The following is a 16,495-nucleotide window of genomic DNA, read 5'->3' as shown; positions in this document are numbered from 1 at the left end:
CGCGCGCTCTGCAGGGACCGCCCGGTGACCGCGCCGCGGCTGGTCGTCGCCGCGTCCTACGGGCCCACCGGTGCGAGCACCCGGGTGCGGGTGCTCGAGTGGCTGTCCGTCCTCGGCGTGGACGCCGAGGTCCTCGACTACCTGGGCACCTCCGACGTCCGTCCCGGCACGCTCGCCCGGCACCCGCTCGGCGTGCTGCGCGCCGAGGCCCGGCTCCGGCGGCTCCGGTTCCGCCCGGCCCCCGAGCGGCTGCTCGTGTCCCGCTCGATGGGCCCGTTCACCGGAGGCCGGCTCGAGGCGGCGCTGCTGCGGCGCGCGGGCTGGGGCGTCTACGACTTCGACGACGCCCTGCACGCCGACGACCGCGGGGGCATCCACCGGTTCTTCGGCGAGGCCGCGGGCTGGGCGCCTGCCGTGCGCGGCGCCGACCTGGTCGTCGCGGGCAACAGCTACCTGGCCGACGTCGCGGCCGAGCACAACGCCGACGTGACGATCATCCCGAGCTGCGTCGACCCGGCCGCCTACCCGCAGAAGCAGGACTACGCGGTGGGGCCGGTGCCCCGGATCATCTGGGTCGGCTCGCCGTCGACCGAGGGCTACCTGCAGGCGGTCGCCCCGGCGCTGCTCGAGGTGCACCGGCTCACCGGGGCCCGGCTGACGGTGGTGAGCGCCGGTGGCCGGCCGCTGGGTGACCTGGCGCCGATGACCGACCGGGTGCAGTGGGACGGCGCCCGCACCGACGCGCTGCTCGCCGAGGCCGACTGCGGCATCATGCCGCTGCCCGACACCCCGTTCACCCGGGGCAAGTGCGCGTACAAGCTGCTGCAGTACGGCGCGGCCGGACTGCCGGCGGTCGCCTCGCCCGTGGGGATCAACTCCGCGGTCATCCGGGAGCTCGACGGGCACGCCGCCGTCGGCGTCGACGAATGGGTCGACGCCCTGGTGGACCTGCTCGAGGAGCCCGAGTCCGCGCGCCGGGCCCGCGGGCTCGCCGCCCGGCGGACCGTGGAGGAGCGCTACAGCTACGCGGCCTGGCGCCCGGACTTCCTGCGCGCCCTGCGGCTCCCGGACCCCGGGATCGCCCGGGGTTCCGCCGAGGAGACCCCGGCGGAGCCGTCGAGGTAGATCGACTGCAGCCCCGACCAGATGGTGCTCGGCCGGAAGTCGCGCAGCGCCCGCTCCCGGGCGGCGCGTCCGGCGGCGCGGACGCCCGCGCGGTCGGCCTCGCACGCGCGGATGGCCGCCACCAGCTGCGGCACGTTCCCGGTCTCCACCAGCCACCCGGTCGCCCCGGGCACGACGGAGTCGCGTGATCCGGTGGCCGTGGTGGTGATGGTGGGGACCTGCGCCAGTGCCGCCTCGAGCACCACGTTGGGAAATCCCTCCCGCCGCGTCGGGAGGCAGAAGACGTCCATGCCGGCGTAGGCCTCGTAGGGGTCGAAGGTCCAGGCGTCGACGCGGGTGACGTTGCTGTCCAGCTCCGCGACGGCCGCGCCGAGTTCCTCGTCCTCGATCGGCCCGAGCAGCATGAGCCTGACCGGCAGGTCGCGCAGGTGGCGGAAGGCCTCGAGCAGGTCCTGGACGCCCTTGGCGAAGGCGATCCGCCCGACGAACCCCACCACCAGGTCGTCCGGATCCACCTTCCAGCCCGCCCGGACGGCTTCCCGGTCGACGCCGGCCAGCCCCGGGTCCCAGCGCTCGGGGTTCACGCCGTTGCTGCTGCCGTGGGCGATGACCACCGGCCGGTCCCGGCGGCCGAACAGCCGCCACCGCACCGCCTCCTCCCGCAGGCTGTGGCTGACGCACACGACCTCCGTGGCCAGCAGCACGGTCAGCCGCTCGGCGAGCCACAGGACGGCCAGCTGCGGCTTCGACCGGGCGCCCTCCAGCCGCAGGCCGCGCATGATGTACACCCGCCGCGGCACCCGGGTCAGCCACCCCGCGATGGTCCCGAGCAGGCCGGCCTTGGGCGTGCCGACGTTGAGCACGTCGGGACGCAGCCGGCGCAGGAGGCGGATCCACCGCACGAGGGCGAGCGCATCCTTCCGGAGATCCGTGTCGCGCTCCATGGGCAGCGGGTGGACCGTCACCTGCTCGCGTTCGGCCACGGTGTCCAGCGGGTCACCCGGGGACGTGACCAGGTGGACGTCCCAGCCCTGCTCCCGGAACCACCCCAGCTGGCCCCGCAGGAGGGTCGCGGCCGAGTGCGGCACCGTGATGCCGTAGACGATGCGACCCGGCCGAGCGGTGTCGTCGGACGTGGGGACCGGAGGACCGCTCATCAGGCTCCTTGCCACTGCGCCAGCCAGCCCTGGAAGACCAGCAGGTTCCAGACCTCGTTCGTGTGGTCACGGCGGCCGCTGGCGTGGCGCGCCCACGTCGCCCGCACGGCGTCGACGTCGAGGATCCCCTGGCGGCGCAGGGTCGCGGGGGAGAGGAGGTCCTCCGCCCAGCTCCGCAGCGGTCCGCGCAGCCAGTCGCCGAGCGGCGGGCCGAAGCCCATCTTGGGCCGGTCCATGAGATCGGCGGGCAGCACGTCGGCGAGCAGTCGGCGGAGGACGAGCTTGCCGACCCCGCCGGCCAGCTTGTGCTCCAGCGGAAGCGACCAGGCCAGCCGGTAGATCGCCGGGTCCAGCATCGGGATCCGGGTCTCCAGCGAGACGGCCATCGCCGCGCGGTCGACCTTCACCAGGATGTCGTCGGTCAGGTACCCGATCGCGTCGGCCAGCATGAAGGACTCGGCCGGGCTGCCGACCGACGGCAGCAGCGCCGGCCGGGGCGCGACGTCGCCCAGCACGTAGCGGCGGCCGGTGACCGAGGTGAGCTTCCCGTAGAGGTCCTGCGCGTCGGCGAAGTCCGCGATGGCCCCGAGCTTGTGCACCCGCGGACCGAGGCCGCCCGTGGGCGCCCGCATCCCGGCCACCCGGCCCAGGGAGTCCCAGGCCGACGGGCTCACCCGCAGCGCGGTCGAGCCGGCGAGCCCGCGCAGCCCGCGCGGGACGCGGGCCAGCGGCCGGTACAGGCGCTCGGAGGTGATGTGCCGGTTGTAGCCGCCGAACAGCTCGTCCCCGCCGTCGCCGGAGAGGGCGACGGTGACGTCGGCCTGGGCGACCCGGGCGACCAGGTGGGTGGGCAGCTGCGAGGGGTCGGCGAACGGCTCGTCGTACATGGTCGGGAGGTCCGGCACGACCGCGAGGACGTCGTCGGCCGACAGGGACACGGTGGTGTGCTTCGTGCCCAGCGCCGCGGCGACGGCGGCGGCGTAGGACGACTCGTCGACGGAGGGGTCGTCGAAGCCGATGGTGAAGGTCCGCACCGGGAGGTCCGAGGCCTCCTGCATGAGCGCCGTGACCACCGTGGAGTCGATCCCGCCGGAGAGGAACGCGCCGATGGGCCGGTCGCTGATCGTGCAGCGCTGCACGCTGTCGCGCAGCTCCTCGTGCACGGCCTCGACGGCGTCGTCCAGGGAGCCGCGGAAGGGGGCCATCCGGGCGCGGACGGCCTCGCCGACGGCGTCCCAGTGCACGTGGCGGCTGATGTCGGCGTCGGTGATCCGGTCCCCGAGCTCCACGCACACGGCGCCACCGGGTGGGACCTGCGCGACGCCCTCGTAGATGGTGGCCGGCTGCGGAACGGCGCTCCGGGAGAGGAACGTGGCCAGGGAGACCGCGTCGATGGCCGGCCGGTGGCCGGTGAGCGCGGCCAGGGCCTTCAGCTCGCTGGCGAAGGCCACCGAGGACTCGTGCCGCGTCCAGTACAGCGGCTTCTCGCCGAACCGGTCCCGGACCAGCCACATCCGGTGGCGGGGGCCGTCGACGTAGGCGAAGGCGAACATCCCCCGCGCCCGCCGGGCCGTCTCGACCGGCCCCCACCGGCGGCAGGCGAGGAGGAGCACCTCGGTGTCGGAGCTGGTGCGGAACCGGTCACCGTGCCGCTCCAGGTCCGCGCGCAGCTCGCGGAAGTTGTAGATCTCCCCGTTGAAGGAGAGGCCGTGCTCGCCGTCGTCGACCGTCATCGGCTGGGCCGCATCGGTGGTGAGGTCGATGATCGCCAGCCGGCGGTGCCCCAGGGCGACGGGCAGGCGCGGGGAGGCCCACCTGCCCTCGCCGTCGGGGCCACGGTGCCGCAGGGCGGCCAGGCTCGCCCCGAGGAGGTCGTCGAGGGTCTCGGGGGACCGACCGGCCAGGCCGCCCGCGATCCCGGCTATCCCGCACACGGGCTGGAAGGTAACTGCGCCGGGGGGAGAGCGGAACGGTTCTCGTCGCGATCGGCGGCCGGCTGCCGATCGGGAGCGCGCCACGGGGGGAAGAACCCGCTCGTCGAGTCGGTGCCGGCCAGCTGCGCGTAGCGCTCGCGGTCGTGCACGAGCTTGGCGATCCGGAACGGGAGGGGGGCGCCGCCCGGGTCGAAGCGGTGCTTGAACACGAACAGCGGGGAGTCCGCGCTGCCGCCCACGCCGCCGCCGAGGTGGAAGCGCGTGACGCCGCGGGCCTGGGCCCACCGGGCAGCCGCCAGGAAGCAGCGGTTCGAGGCGCCGGTCCTCCGGGCCAGGTCCGTGGAGCCGCCGAGGTGGTAGTGCAGCCACGGGCCCTTCACGAAGCAGAGCAGCGAGGAGACGAGCTCACCGCCGATCCGGCCCTCCACGAGCACCGGTTCGAGGTCCGCGGCCTGCGCGAGGAGCGCGTCCCAGTACGCCGTCGGGAAGAAGAAGTAGGGGTCGGCCCCCTGGCGGCGCATGGTGATCTCGTAGAGCTTCCGGAAGCCCTCGAGCGATGGCGGATCCGGACGGATCTCGATCTCGAGGCCGGCCTGGTCCGCCCGGCGGACGGCCCGGCGGTGGTGCGGATGCATGTGCGCCACCAGGTCGCGACCGGCGGAGACGTCCCACGCGACGGTCGACCCGACGCGGCAGACGTCGGCGGACGGCGGGAGGAGCCGCTCGTTGCCCAGCAGCGGGTGCAGCCGGAGGAACGTCGCGACGACGCGGTTCCGGCGGGCCCACTCGTCCAGGGCCCGACCGAGGGCGACCGGGTCCGGTCGCGTCCGGGACACCGGGCCGCCGTAGCCGTACGGCGTGGTCGCGTCCAGGTCACCGCAACCGGGCAGCGGCCGGAGGAGCAGCGGGAGCCCGACGTCTCCGCCGGGGAGACGGATGCGGAGGTAGACCGGCCGGGTGCCCGGCGGCTCGAGCAGCGCCGAGACGTGGTGGTGGGCCGACTGCAGGTAGGTGTCGCGGGCGCCGAGCGCGGCCACCAGGGCGTCCCACCGGGCGGCGGGTACCACCTCGACGGCGTCGACCGGCACGACCGGCCCGGAACGGGCGACGGTCACGGTGCCTCCACGGGTTCCGAACGGTGGCGCGGCTTCTCGCCGTGCCGGGTCAGCCGGGCCCGCGCCACCGCCGCCATCACCAGGTAGGCCAGGACGACCCCGCCGGCGATCCCGGCCGTGCCCAGCACCAGGTGGCCGGCGGTCGTCGTCCCCACCAGCGCGACGCAGCCGACCAGGGCCCCGAGGGCGCCGGTGCGCAGGTCGCGGCGCCCGGCGCAGGCGGCCGAGTCGACGTGGTAGCTGGCGTAGGGGACGGCGGCCAGGCAGAGGATGGGCAGGACGTCGCGGGCGGGGGTGAAGGTGTCCCCGAGCAGGAACGGGATCGCGAACCAGCCCGCGACCGAGACGGCGACGGCCAGGACCGCGGTCAGCCCCAGGACCGGCAGGTGCATGCGCCGCCACGGCTCGAACGTGCCGGCCTCGGCGGTGCGGCGGGTCAGCATCGGGGCCAGGGCCACCGGGGCGACCCACGAGATCTGCGCCAGCGAGGCGGCGGCCGCGTAGATGCCCACCTGCGCCGGCGAGCCGAGGGCGCCCAGGATCAGGCGGTCGCCGATCACCACGAAGGACGTCCCCAGCGCCGCCACGAGCGCGGCCCGGCTCAGCAGCAGGAAGGCACGCGCCCGGGACCACCACTCGGCGAGCCCGGCGCGCGGCCGGTCCCGGCTCGCGGCGTCCGCGGCCCGGCCCACGAGGACCTGCGCGGTGATCGCGCCGGCGTAGCAGGCGGCGCCGGCGTACAGCGCCGTCCCGGGGCTCAGCGCCCCGCCCGCGTGCAGCGCCGCGATCAGCAGCAGCTGCACCGTCGCCGCGGCGACGTCGATCGCCATCGTCGTCCGGTGCCGGCCGAGCCCGTGCAGGCCCTCGCGCAGCAGGTGAGCGCTCAGCGCGGTGGCCGAGTAGGTGAGGAACGGCACCACGATGCCGGTGTCCCCGGTGGACAGCTGCAGCAGGACGGCGAGGCCGAGGGTGGCGCTGAGGACGACGTGCGGCACGGTCAGCAGGCCGGCCAGCCCCAGATACCGGGGCCACGTCCACCACCGGTCCGGCTCGGCGAGGACGACGCGCGAGGCCTGCCCGGCGCCGAGGCTGCTGAGCAGCAGCACCAGCGTCGCGACCGTGGTGGCCAGGACCAGGTCGCCGCGGTCGTCGGGGCCGAGCCACCGGGCGGAGAGCAGCGCGACGCCCATCTGGACGGCCATCTGCACGGCCGACCAGGCCGGTAGCTGGAGCCCGCGCAGGACCGGCCGCAGCCGCCCGCCGGGAGGCGGCGCGGGTGCGCCCCCGACCGCCGTGGTGAGGGCGCCGGAGACCGGCGTCACGACGGCTCCCCGGTTGGTCGTCCTCGGGTCATGCAGCATCGTGCCGGGTCGCCGAGGTGCCGCCCTCCGCTCCGTCGTCCGGCACGGCAGGCTGCCGGGCAGGGGCGGGGTCGCTGCCGGTGAACAGCGCCATGGTCGCCATTCCGGGCGCGGAGATGCCCTGGCGCCGCAGCACCGTGACCAGCGTGGCGAGCAGGATCCGGGCGTCGAGGGCCGGTGAGAGGTGGTCGACGTACTCGACGTCGGCGGCGAACTTCTCCTCCCAGGTCAGCGCGTTCCGGCCCCGGACCTGGGCCAGCCCGGTCACGCCGGGGCGCACCTCGTGCCGGCGGAACTGCTCGGGGGTGTACCGGTCCAGGTACTCCATGAGCAGCGGCCGGGGTCCGACGAGGCTCATGTCCCCGCGCAGGACGTTCCAGAGGGTGGGCAGCTCGTCCAGGCTGGTGCTGCGGAGCCGGCGGCCGAACGGGGTCAGCCGCTCGGCATCGGTGTCGACCCCGTCGCTGTCGCCGAGCGTCCGCATGGTGCGGAACTTGACCAGCTCGAACGGCCGGCCGTCCAGCCCGGGGCGCACCTGCCGGAACAGCACCGGGGACCCGAGGTCCCGGCGCACGGCCACGGCGACCGCTGCCATGACCGGCGCCGTGACCAGCAGGCCGGCCCCGGCCACCAGCACGTCCACCGCTCGCTTGGCGCGCAGGTAGGCACCATGGCGCGCGCTCACCGGTGCTGTCCGAGGAAGGAGCGCAGGCACGACATGACCTCGTCGATCTGGCCGGACGTCAGGGCCGACCCGCTGGGCAGGGTGAGACCGGTGGCGAACAGGCGGTCCGCGGCACCGGTCAGGACGGAACGGGCGCCGGCGAAGACCGGCTGGCGGTGCATGGGCTTCCACAGCGGCCGGGACTCGATGTCGGCCTCGTCGAGCGCGGCGCGGAGGTCATCGGCCGACCAGCCGGCGACCTGCGGGTCCACGAGCACCGCGGTGAGCCAGCAGTTGTCGGCGTCGTCCCCGGCGCGCTGGAAGACGCGGGCGCCGGGGACGGCGGCGAACAGCCCGGCGTACTCCGCGCGCAACCGTCGCCGGCGCTCGATCATCTCGTCCAGCCGCTCCAGCTGGGCCAGGCCCAGGGCGGCCAGCACGTTGCTCAGCCGGTAGTTGTAACCGATCTCGGTGTGCTCGTAGTGCACGGCCGGCTGCCGTGCCTGCGTGCTGAGGTACCGCGCCCGTTCGGCGACGGACGCGTCGTCGGTCAGCAGCATGCCGCCACCGCTGGTCGTCATGATCTTGTTGCCGTTGAACGAGAGCGCGGCCATGAGGCCGAACGACCCCGCCGGGCCGGACGCATGGCGGGCACCGAGGCCCTCCGCCGCGTCGGAGATCACCGGGACCCCGAACCGCTCGCAGACCGGTGCCAGCCGGGTGTAGTCGGCGCAGCGGCCGAGCAGGTCCACGGGGACGACGGCGGCCACCCGGACGCCCTCGGCCGCCAGGGACGACAGCGCCTGCTCGAGCAGGTCGGGGTCGAGGGTCCCGGACTCCGGGTCGCAGTCGACGAACACCGGGTCGGCGCCGGTGTACGCGACCGCGTTCGCGGTGGCGGCGAACGTCAGGGTCGGGACGACGACGACGGTGCCGGGGCCGGCCCCCACCTGCAGCAGGGCCAGGTGCAGCGCCGCGGTCCCGGACGACAGCGCCACCGCGTGCCGCCGCCCGCACCGCTCCGCGATCCGCCGCTCGAACTCGTCGACCATCGGGCCCAGCGGCGCGATCCACCCTGAGCTGATCGCCTCGGCCACCAGCTCCTGCTCCCGGGGGCCGACGTCGGGGGAGGACAGCAGGATGCGCCCGCGCTCGCGGGTCCCCGTCACGCTCACCGCGACACCGTGCGGGCGCCGTCGGCGAGCCGGTCGGTCCGGGGGAGCTCCCGGTCGGTCCAGACCTCGTCCACCAGGTGCGGGGCCCCCAGCTCCGCGAGGCCCTCGGTGGTCAGCGCGGGCACCCCGACGTGGCTGATCATCGGGTGCACGGGCCGCGCCCCCTGCTCGGCGGCGCCGAACAGGTCCTCGTGCAACTTCTCGCCCGGGCGCAGGCCGGTGAACAGGATGTTGATCGGCCGGCCCTCCATGCTGATCAGCTGCGCCGCGACGTCGGCGATGCGGACGGGCTCGCCCATGTCGAGGACCAGCGCCTCGCCGCCGTTGCCGATGGCGCCGGCCTGGATGACCAGCTGGACGGCCTCGGGGATCGTCATGAAGTAGCGGGTGACGTCCGGGTGGGTGACGGTCACCGGCCCGCCGCGGGCGATCTGCGCGGCGAAGGTCTCCAGGACCGACCCGCGGCTGCCCAGCACGTTGCCGAACCGGACGGACAGGTACCGGCCCTCACCCCGCTGGGCGTAGGTCGCGGTGAGCCGCTCGGCCATGCGCTTGGTCCGGCCGAGGACGTTCACCGGGTCGGCGGCCTTGTCGGTGGAGATGTTGATGAAGTGGCTGACCCCCACCGAGGTCGCCGCGTCGAGGACGTTGCGGGTGCCGAGCACGTTGGTCTTCCAGCCCTCGCCGGGGTACTGCTCGAGCATGTTCACGTGCTTGAGGGCGGCGGCGTGGAAGACCACGTCGGGTCGCCGCTCCGCGAACAGCTGACGGAGCGCCCCGGCGTCCCGGATGTCGGCGAGGACCGCCTGGGGGAGGTCGAGGCGGGCCTCCCCGAACATCGTGAGCTGCAGGGCGTGCAGCGCCGACTCGTCCCGGTCGAGCATCATCAGCTCGGCGGGGCCGAACGTGGCGATCTGGCGGCACAGCTCGGACCCGATGGATCCGCCGGCCCCGGTGACCAGGACCCGCTTGCCGGTCAGGTAGCCGGCGATCTCGGCGACGTTCGTGTCGATCTGGCGGCGTCCCAGCAGGTCGGCGACGTCGATGTCCCGGACGTCGCGGATGCCGACCCGGCCGTGCAGCAGGTCGGCGAAACGCGGCAGGACCTTGATGGTCAGCCCGGCCTCGACGGCGGGCCTGGAGACCTCGCGGACCAGGGCGGAGTCGGCTGACGGGAGCGCGATGACCAGCACCTCGGCCCCGGTCGCCGCCACGGCGGCGGCGATGTGGTCCCGATCGCCGAGCATGCGCACGCCGCGGATGCGCACGTGGCGCTTCTCCCGGTCGTCGTCGAGCAGCCCCACCGGCAGGTAGGGGCTCTGCGGGTCGCTCAGCATCGAGCGGATGAGCTGCTCGGCGGCGTCACCGGCGCCGAACACCAGCGTCGGCTGGCCCGTGCGCGGCCGGACGGCGCCCTCGCGCTGGCTGCGGATCACCAGCCGCACGGCGGTCATGAGGACCAGGGACAGGACCGCGCCGATCACCGGGACGCTGAGCGGGAGCAGGCGGGGGGTCCCCGCCGCGAGGTCGACGGTCAGGAGGGCGGCCGCACCCACCCCGACGGCCAGCCCGAGCGCCTTGAGCTCGTCGGCGCTGCCGACGCCGTAGCGACCCTGGTGCAGGCGGAGCGCGGCGGAGGTGGCGGGAAAGACCGCGGTGAGCACCAGGATCCCGACCAGGATCCCGGACGGGTTGGAGTCCTCCAGCGATCCCTCGTAGCGCGCGGCCAGCGCGAGGACCAGGCCGGCGTGCAGCGAGATGAGGTCCACGACCAGCATCAGGCCGCGGACGAACCGCCAGCGGGTGGCGGGTCGCCCCGTTCCTCCCGTCGGCTGCCCGCCGCGCGCGGCCTCCCGCACCTCGTGCGCTGCCATTCCGCCCCCCGTTCGCCCAGGTGGAGCCCGTGTACACGGCGCGGGTACGGCCCCGGCGCCTCCGATGACCACGGAACGTAGTGCTGGGAAGGCCGCTGTCGGGAACTCCTGGTCCTCGCATATCGGGGATGACCAGCGGCTTTCCGGTGGCCATTCGGTAAAAGCGCAGGTGGAGGGCGTGACAGGGGCATTGCGACCGTATGATCACTTTGCGTGAGAACGGCTTGTCGATCCGGTGGGTACAAGCGTCATCGACCCTGCGTAGTGCCGTTACCGACCCGGAAGGAGCCCCCGACGTCCGCACGCGGCCCCGACCGGCCGGGCACCCCCCGCGGTGACGCACCGTGACCCCTACTCCTCGCGGCTCCGCGCCGTTAGCCTCCGCTCGCGCGACGCGGCCTGCGGGCCCGCCGTGCGTCCGTCCGGCACGCCCGGTTCCCCGCGGGGACCGCAGCAGAGGGAGAACCCATCGTGACCGTCCTGATCACCGGCGTCGCAGGCTTCGTGGGCAGCGCCCTCGCCCGGCGCCTCCTGGCCGCCGGTGAGCACGTCATCGGGGTGGACTGCCTCACGGACTACTACGACCCCGGCCTGAAGAAGGAGAACCTCGCCTCCGTCCCGGCCGACGGGTTCACGTTCGTCGGTGAGGACCTCAACACCGTCGACCTCGACCGCCTCCTCGACGGTGTGTCGACGGTGTTCCACGAGGCCGGCCAGCCGGGGGTCCGGAAGTCGTGGGGCGAGGACTTCGGCACCTACGTCGACGCCAACGTCTCGGCGACCCAGCGGCTGCTGGAGGCGGCTCGCCGGGCACCCGCCCTGCAGCGGCTGGTGTACGCCTCGTCGTCCTCGGTGTACGGCAATGCGCTCACCTATCCGACCACCGAGGACGACCTGCCCCGGCCGCACAGCCCCTACGGGGTCACGAAGCTCGCGGCCGAGCACCTGTGCACCCTCTACGCCGACAACTTCGGCGTCCCCACCGTCTCGCTGCGCTACTTCACTGTCTACGGCCCCGGCCAGCGGCCGGACATGGCGTTCCACCGGTTCATCCGGGCGGCGCTGGCCGACCGGCCGATCGAGGTCTACGGGACCGGCGAGCAGATCCGCGACTTCACGTTCGTCGACGACGTCGTGGCGGCCAACCTCCTCGTGGCAGGGGGCGACGTCCGGCCGGGGTCGGTCTTCAACGTCTCGGGCGGCACGAGCATCAGCGTGAACGAGGTGCTCGACGTCCTGGGCGGCATCGCCGGGCGGCCGCTGGTGGTCGACCGCAAGGATCCCGTCGCCGGTGACGTGCGGCAGACGGGCGGATCGGCGGATCGGCTCCGCGACGCGGTCGGCTGGGAGCCCACCGTGGACATCGCTGCCGGGCTGCGGGCGCAGTGGCGGTCGCTCGGGGGCGAGGCCTGAGCCGGCCGGCGCCGGTCCCCGGGCCACCGGGGACCGGCGCCGCGGCCGTCAGCTGCCGCTGGCGACCAGCGTGCGCGCCAGGTCGGTGCCGAGGGCGGTACCGAACGCGCTGATGCGCCCGCAGTGCTCCATGTGCCACACCGGGACGCCGTCGACCACGTTGCCGGCCAGCAGCGGGCCCATGACGTAGAGGCCGGGTGCCGCGGCCATCGCCGAGTCCACCGCGATGCCCCCGCCGGACGGCGTGAGCCGGCACACCCCGCTGGTGATCAGCTGGCTCAGCAGCGGCGGCGCGGCCTGGCGGAGGCTGCGGGCCGGGCCGGCGCAGTTGACGACGGCGTCCACCGGCGTCGGCAGCCGGTGCAGCTCGCCGTCGGCCCGGTACCGGACGTGCACCTGGTCGCCCGCCCCGGCGACGAGGTCCACGAAGGAGCCCGCCACCAGCCGGAGCCGGTTCTCCGCGGACAGGCGATCGACGACCTCGCAGTACTCCCAGCCCGCGCGGCGCTGGTGGCGGCCCAGCTCCACGCCCCAGCGGTCGGCGAACTCCGCGGTCTCCTCCTCGGGCAGCCGGCGCAGCACCCGGCCGACCGCGGCGGAGATCGGCGGCAGCGTGTCGGACACCGACAGGCCCTGCGCCCGGCCCCCGGCGATGTCGGCCACGGCCGCCCGGTAGACCGCGGCGGCGTCGACGGCGTCGGCCTCCTCGAGGGCCGCGAGCCGTTCGGGGTGGAACGGCCGGACGGCTCGCCGTTCGTCGAGCCGCTCGGGGAGCTGCCCGCTGGGTGAGACGACGGTGAAGACCGTGTGCCCCAGACCGGGGACGGCGGCGTCGTTGAGCTGGTAGAGCATGTCCATGGTGCTGGCGTTCGCGCCGATCACCGCGACGTGCGCGGGGCGGGCCCCGTCCGCACCGGCCACGGCCGCGACGATCCGGTCGACGGCCTCACCCATGTCGGCGAACGGGTCGTCCACGAACACCGCGGTGGGTGCCCCGAGGTCCTGCTGCAGCCGGGGGAGCACCGGTGCGGAGCCGGTGGCGAGGACCACGCGGTGGCCGTCGAGCACCCGGTCGGTGCACCGGATCGCGTAGCCGTGGCCGGCGGGCTCGATGGCGACGACGTCCTCCCGGACGATCTCCGTCGTCGCCACGCCGGCCGCCTCGGCACGCGCGATGGCCTCGCGGGTGCGCCGGGCGAGGAACTCCCCGAACGTGTAGCGCGGGAGGTACAGGAGGTCGAACTCGTCGTGCTGGACGGCCTGCTCGTGGCGGGCCCACCACCGGGCCGAGAAGGGCCCCTCGGCGGCGAGGAACTCCTCGAACACCCAGTCCTTGTTGTCGCCCAGCCACTCCACGAACAGCGCGCGTTCCGGTCCCGGCAGGAAGTCGCGCAGCGCCGTGATCAGCAGGGAGGTGCGGGCGGCGCGCCGGCCGTACGGCACCCCGGTGAACGGGTCGGGGGACCGCTCGACGACCGCGATCCGCAGCGGCGCCCCGGCCGGTCGCTCCTGAAGTGACCGCAGCAGCGCCAGCAGGGTGTACGACGTCGAGGCGCCGGCCCCCACGAACACGAGGTCGTGCGCGGGCGCCTCGGCGCTCAGCTGACCGTCCACTGCCTTCTCCCTCGGTGTCGTGCGGACGTGCGTCACGGGGCGACCAGCCGGGCCGCCGCCGGGTGCCCCTCGCGGGCCAGTGACCAGTCCGGCACCGGTTCCCCGCTGCGGTGGGGCAGGATCCGGGCCGGGTTCCCCACCGCGGTGCAGTGGTCGGGCAGGTCGCGGATGACGACCGCGCCCGCGCCGACGCGGCACCACCGGCCCACCCTGACCTTGGGGATGAGGACCGCGCCCGCCCCGATGTGCGTGCCCTCGCCGATGTGCACGTGGCCGCTGAGGGTGGCGTGCGGGCTGATGTGCGCGTAGTCCTCGACGACGCAGTCGTGGTCGACGCTGGCCGCGGTGTTGATCAGGACGTGCCGCCCCAGGCGGGCGTTCGGCTGGACGACGGCGCCGTGCAGCACCACGGACCCCTCGCCGATCGTCGCCGTCGGTGCGATGAGTGCGGAGGGGTGGATGGCCTGGGCGAACTGCGCGTCGAGCATCACGTCCAGCTCTGCCCGCTCGCCGTTGATCCCGACGGCGAGGACGACGGGGACGTCGATCGCCGGGAAGTCCGCCCGGCCCATCCGCCGGATCCCCGGGTGCACGCCGAAGCTCGCGGGGTGCTGGTTCTCGGGCCGGTCGTTGTACTGCCGTCGCACCCGGATCCCCCGGGCGCGCAGGACGTCGATGACCACCTGGGCGTGCCCGCCGGCGCCGTAGACGTCGTGCACCGGCCTCGGGCCGAAGGTCATCCTGGCCTCCTGCTGATCGTTCGGGCGGCGGGCGTACGTGCTACGGCCGTCCGCGTCGAGGCGCAGGTTAGGGGCTGGGCGGGTCCGCGATGCCGTCCCGGAGCGCGGTATGTGGTCCGCACGGTGCCGGTCACCGGCCCTGTCGTACCCATCGTCATCGCCCGGTCACCGTGCGCGCTAGTTGTAGCCGTTCAGGTCGTTGTCACGCACGTCCGCGCCCGGGGTCGAGACCGTCCGGATCCCGACCGGGTCGCCGCACGAGGGGCCGACGAGCGTCGCCCGGTTGTCCCGGACGACGACGCCGGTCGCGTCCTTGACGAAGATCGCGTCGGTGTGCGAGACGAGGCTGTTGCCCGTGATGACCACGTCGTGCACCGGCACCTTGCTGTAGACGAAGCTGATCTCCGGGGTGCACTCGCCGCCCCGGGAGGCACCCGGCTGGGTCACCAGGTTGTCGGCGATCACGATGTCGGAGACGTCGTTGTCGAACGTCTGGAACGGCGTGCCGACGGAGAAGAACGCGTGCCCGTGCCGGCCGATCGTGTTGCCGGTGTAGCGGATGCCGCGGGTGGGCCACTCGTCGTCCTCCACCTCGAGGTCGAACACGTGGTACCCGATGCCGTGGAACACGCTGTTCTCGACGGTCACCCCGTCGCAGGCCACGCAGGAGATCCCCATCCGGCCGACCGTCTCCGCCGACGAGTTCCGGATCCGGACGCCGGTGGGGATGGTCTGCCGGTCGAGCCCGTGCGCGATGGCGACGAAGTCCCCGTAGGCGCCGCGCCCGTGCACGTTCTCGACGGTGACGTCGCTCGAGCCGCGGATGAAGACGTTGTGGTCGAACTCGTTGTCCGGGTCGAAACGCGGCGCGGGGTTCATCCCCACCAGCGTCATGTCGCGCAGGACGAGCCCCCTGCCGTAGTTCAGGTGCCACTGCGCACGGTTGGTCTCCCGCGTCGGCACCTCGACCCCGGCGCGGAACGTCGCGCCGTTGCCCTCGATGACCAGGTCGGAGCGGCCCTCGAGGACCAGGGAACCGTCGACCCGGTAGCAGGCCTGCTCGGCGAACAGCACCTCGCTGCGGTCGGGCACACCCGCCAGCCACTGGTTGAGCGGGGCGGTCACGTCGGTCGAGCAGTCGGCCGCGATGTCGGCGGGCACGACGTGTTGCGGGAGACCGGAGGCGGGGACCGGCGGTGCCTCCCGGGGTGCCCCGGTCATCGGCACGGTCAGCAGCTCGGCACCGCCCGTGAGCTCCGGCGCTGCGCCGCCCTGCTGCCGCACCGCCACCGTCTCCTGCAACCGCTCCGGACCGCTGGCCGCGGTCACCTCCACGTCGTCGGTGATGCCGGCCGGCGGGCGGAACGCGAGGGCGAACCTGCCGTCGGCGTCGGTCACCACGAGGGCCGAGCCGCTGCCCCCCTCGAACCGCGCCGACACGTCGACCGGCTGATCGGCCGCCAGACCGCGACCGGTGACGACGACGACGTCGTCCTGCCAGGTGGCCGTGACCGCCAGGGTCTCGCGGACCCGGTCGGTGACGGGGGGTTCGCGGAGCACGGCGACGACCACCGCGACGACCAGGGCGAGGAGGATCCCGGCCGGCACGAGCAGGGCCCGCCGCCGGCGTCGACGTGGCGGCGCGGCAGCGGGCTCTCCGGGAGGCGTGCTCACGGCCGCATCACCGGGGCGCCCTTCCCGCCCGGGCGCGGCCGGCCGGTGCCGGTGACACCTCGGGAGGCGACGGACGACCACCTCCGGACGGTCGGACGGTGGCAGGCTCCGCCGGCATGCGGAGGTGGCTCGTCGTCGCGGGGATCCTGGTCCTGCTCGCCGCGGCGGGCGTCGCACGCCTCTTCGTGCACCCGCCGACCGATCCGGCCGACGGTGCCGCCGCGGTCGTGGTGCTGGCCGGGGATGCGCGCAGCCGCCTCACGGTCGCCACGCGGCTCGCCGAGTCGGGAGCCGGCGTCCTCGCCGTCTCCGTGGACGAGGGGCGGGACAACGAACCGGCCCGGGCGCTGTGCGAGGACCCCGGTGACCTGGAGGTCCACTGCTTCACCGCGACGCGGTCGGACACCCGGTCGGAGGCGCGTGCGCTCGGTGCGCTGGTGGACGAGCAGGGCTGGGCCAGCATCGCCGTGGTGACGAGCAGCTACCACGTCGTGCGGGCGGGCATGCTGATCCGCCGGTGCACGGACGCCGAGGTCGCGATGGTGGAGGCCCGGGCGGGGATGACGCCACGACGCTGGGTCATGGCGGTCCTCCACGAGACCGGCGGCGTGCTGGCCGCCGCGGCCGGCGGCGGCACCTGCTGATCGCC

General features: G+C 74.5%; 13 protein-coding genes. 3 read left to right on the top strand and 10 right to left on the bottom strand.

The annotated features are described in order from the left end of the window. Nucleotides 1-24: 24 nt before the first annotated feature. On the top strand, nt 25-1,125 hold the full coding sequence (locus tag ACI790_RS05315) for a glycosyltransferase (RefSeq protein ID WP_456568746.1): 1,101 nt from the start codon (nt 25-27) through the stop codon (nt 1,123-1,125). Here the strand turns inward: ACI790_RS05315 and ACI790_RS05310 are convergent. From ACI790_RS05310 to ACI790_RS05280, 7 genes are read right to left on the bottom strand one after another with little or no spacing between them, the layout of a single operon-like run. Continuing rightward, nucleotides 1,023-2,282 (bottom strand): glycosyltransferase, encoded by a 1,260-nt coding sequence (locus tag ACI790_RS05310; RefSeq protein ID WP_456568745.1) that lies wholly within the window; start codon nt 2,280-2,282, stop codon nt 1,023-1,025. The two genes, ACI790_RS05315 and ACI790_RS05310, sit on opposite strands and share 103 nt — an antisense overlap. Next, the gene (asnB, locus tag ACI790_RS05305; protein WP_456568744.1) at nt 2,282-4,216 is read right to left on the bottom strand and encodes an asparagine synthase (glutamine-hydrolyzing); all 1,935 of its coding nucleotides are present in this window, start codon (nt 4,214-4,216) and stop codon (nt 2,282-2,284) included. The genes ACI790_RS05310 and asnB overlap by 1 nt, the downstream gene beginning before the upstream one ends. Then, on the bottom strand, nt 4,204-5,331 hold the full coding sequence (locus ACI790_RS05300) for a GNAT family N-acetyltransferase (protein WP_456568743.1): 1,128 nt from the start codon (nt 5,329-5,331) through the stop codon (nt 4,204-4,206). The genes asnB and ACI790_RS05300 overlap by 13 nt, the downstream gene beginning before the upstream one ends. After that, nucleotides 5,328-6,653, bottom strand: a complete 1,326-nt coding sequence (locus ACI790_RS05295; protein WP_456568742.1) for a lipopolysaccharide biosynthesis protein — start codon at nt 6,651-6,653, stop codon at nt 5,328-5,330. The genes ACI790_RS05300 and ACI790_RS05295 overlap by 4 nt, the downstream gene beginning before the upstream one ends. A 28-nt stretch (nt 6,654-6,681) precedes the next feature. After that, nucleotides 6,682-7,377: a sugar transferase gene (locus ACI790_RS05290; RefSeq protein WP_456568741.1), complete on the bottom strand. Its 696-nt coding sequence runs from the start codon at nt 7,375-7,377 to the stop codon at nt 6,682-6,684. After that, complete coding sequence (locus ACI790_RS05285; protein WP_456568740.1) at nt 7,374-8,531, bottom strand: DegT/DnrJ/EryC1/StrS family aminotransferase; 1,158 nt, start codon at nt 8,529-8,531, stop codon at nt 7,374-7,376. Before ACI790_RS05285 ends, ACI790_RS05290 begins: the two co-directional genes overlap by 4 nt. Beyond that, complete coding sequence (locus ACI790_RS05280) at nt 8,528-10,405, bottom strand: polysaccharide biosynthesis protein (RefSeq protein WP_456568739.1); 1,878 nt, start codon at nt 10,403-10,405, stop codon at nt 8,528-8,530. The genes ACI790_RS05285 and ACI790_RS05280 overlap by 4 nt, the downstream gene beginning before the upstream one ends. A gap of 471 nt (nt 10,406-10,876) precedes the next feature. Here ACI790_RS05280 and ACI790_RS05275 point away from each other — a divergent pair, with 471 nt between their 5' ends. Then, on the top strand, nt 10,877-11,818 hold the full coding sequence (locus ACI790_RS05275) for an NAD-dependent epimerase/dehydratase family protein (protein ID WP_456568738.1): 942 nt from the start codon (nt 10,877-10,879) through the stop codon (nt 11,816-11,818). A 48-nt stretch (nt 11,819-11,866) separates the two neighbouring features. Here the strand turns inward: ACI790_RS05275 and ACI790_RS05270 are convergent, their stop codons facing one another. The 3 genes from ACI790_RS05270 to ACI790_RS05260 all read right to left on the bottom strand — a co-directional run bounded on the left by ACI790_RS05270 (nt 11,867) and on the right by ACI790_RS05260 (nt 15,846). Continuing rightward, nucleotides 11,867-13,432: an FAD/NAD(P)-binding protein gene (locus ACI790_RS05270; RefSeq protein WP_456568737.1), complete on the bottom strand. Its 1,566-nt coding sequence runs from the start codon at nt 13,430-13,432 to the stop codon at nt 11,867-11,869. 32 nt (nt 13,433-13,464) lie between these two features. After that, nucleotides 13,465-14,172: an acetyltransferase gene (locus ACI790_RS05265; protein WP_456568736.1), complete on the bottom strand. Its 708-nt coding sequence runs from the start codon at nt 14,170-14,172 to the stop codon at nt 13,465-13,467. A 177-nt stretch (nt 14,173-14,349) separates the two neighbouring features. Beyond that, nucleotides 14,350-15,846 carry a hypothetical protein gene (locus ACI790_RS05260; protein ID WP_456568735.1) on the bottom strand — a complete coding sequence of 499 codons (1,497 nt, stop codon included), beginning with the start codon at nt 15,844-15,846 and terminating at the stop codon, nt 14,350-14,352. A 98-nt stretch (nt 15,847-15,944) separates the two neighbouring features. Between ACI790_RS05260 and ACI790_RS05255 the strand changes: the two genes are divergently transcribed. After that, a complete protein-coding gene (locus tag ACI790_RS05255; RefSeq protein ID WP_456568734.1) occupies nt 15,945-16,490 on the top strand; it encodes a YdcF family protein in 546 nt (181 codons plus the stop codon). The last annotated feature ends 5 nt before the right edge of the window (nt 16,491-16,495 follow it).

The organism is Blastococcus sp. SYSU DS0539 (assembly GCF_054050855.1).
This window is presented reverse-complemented; position numbering and strand designations above follow the sequence as displayed.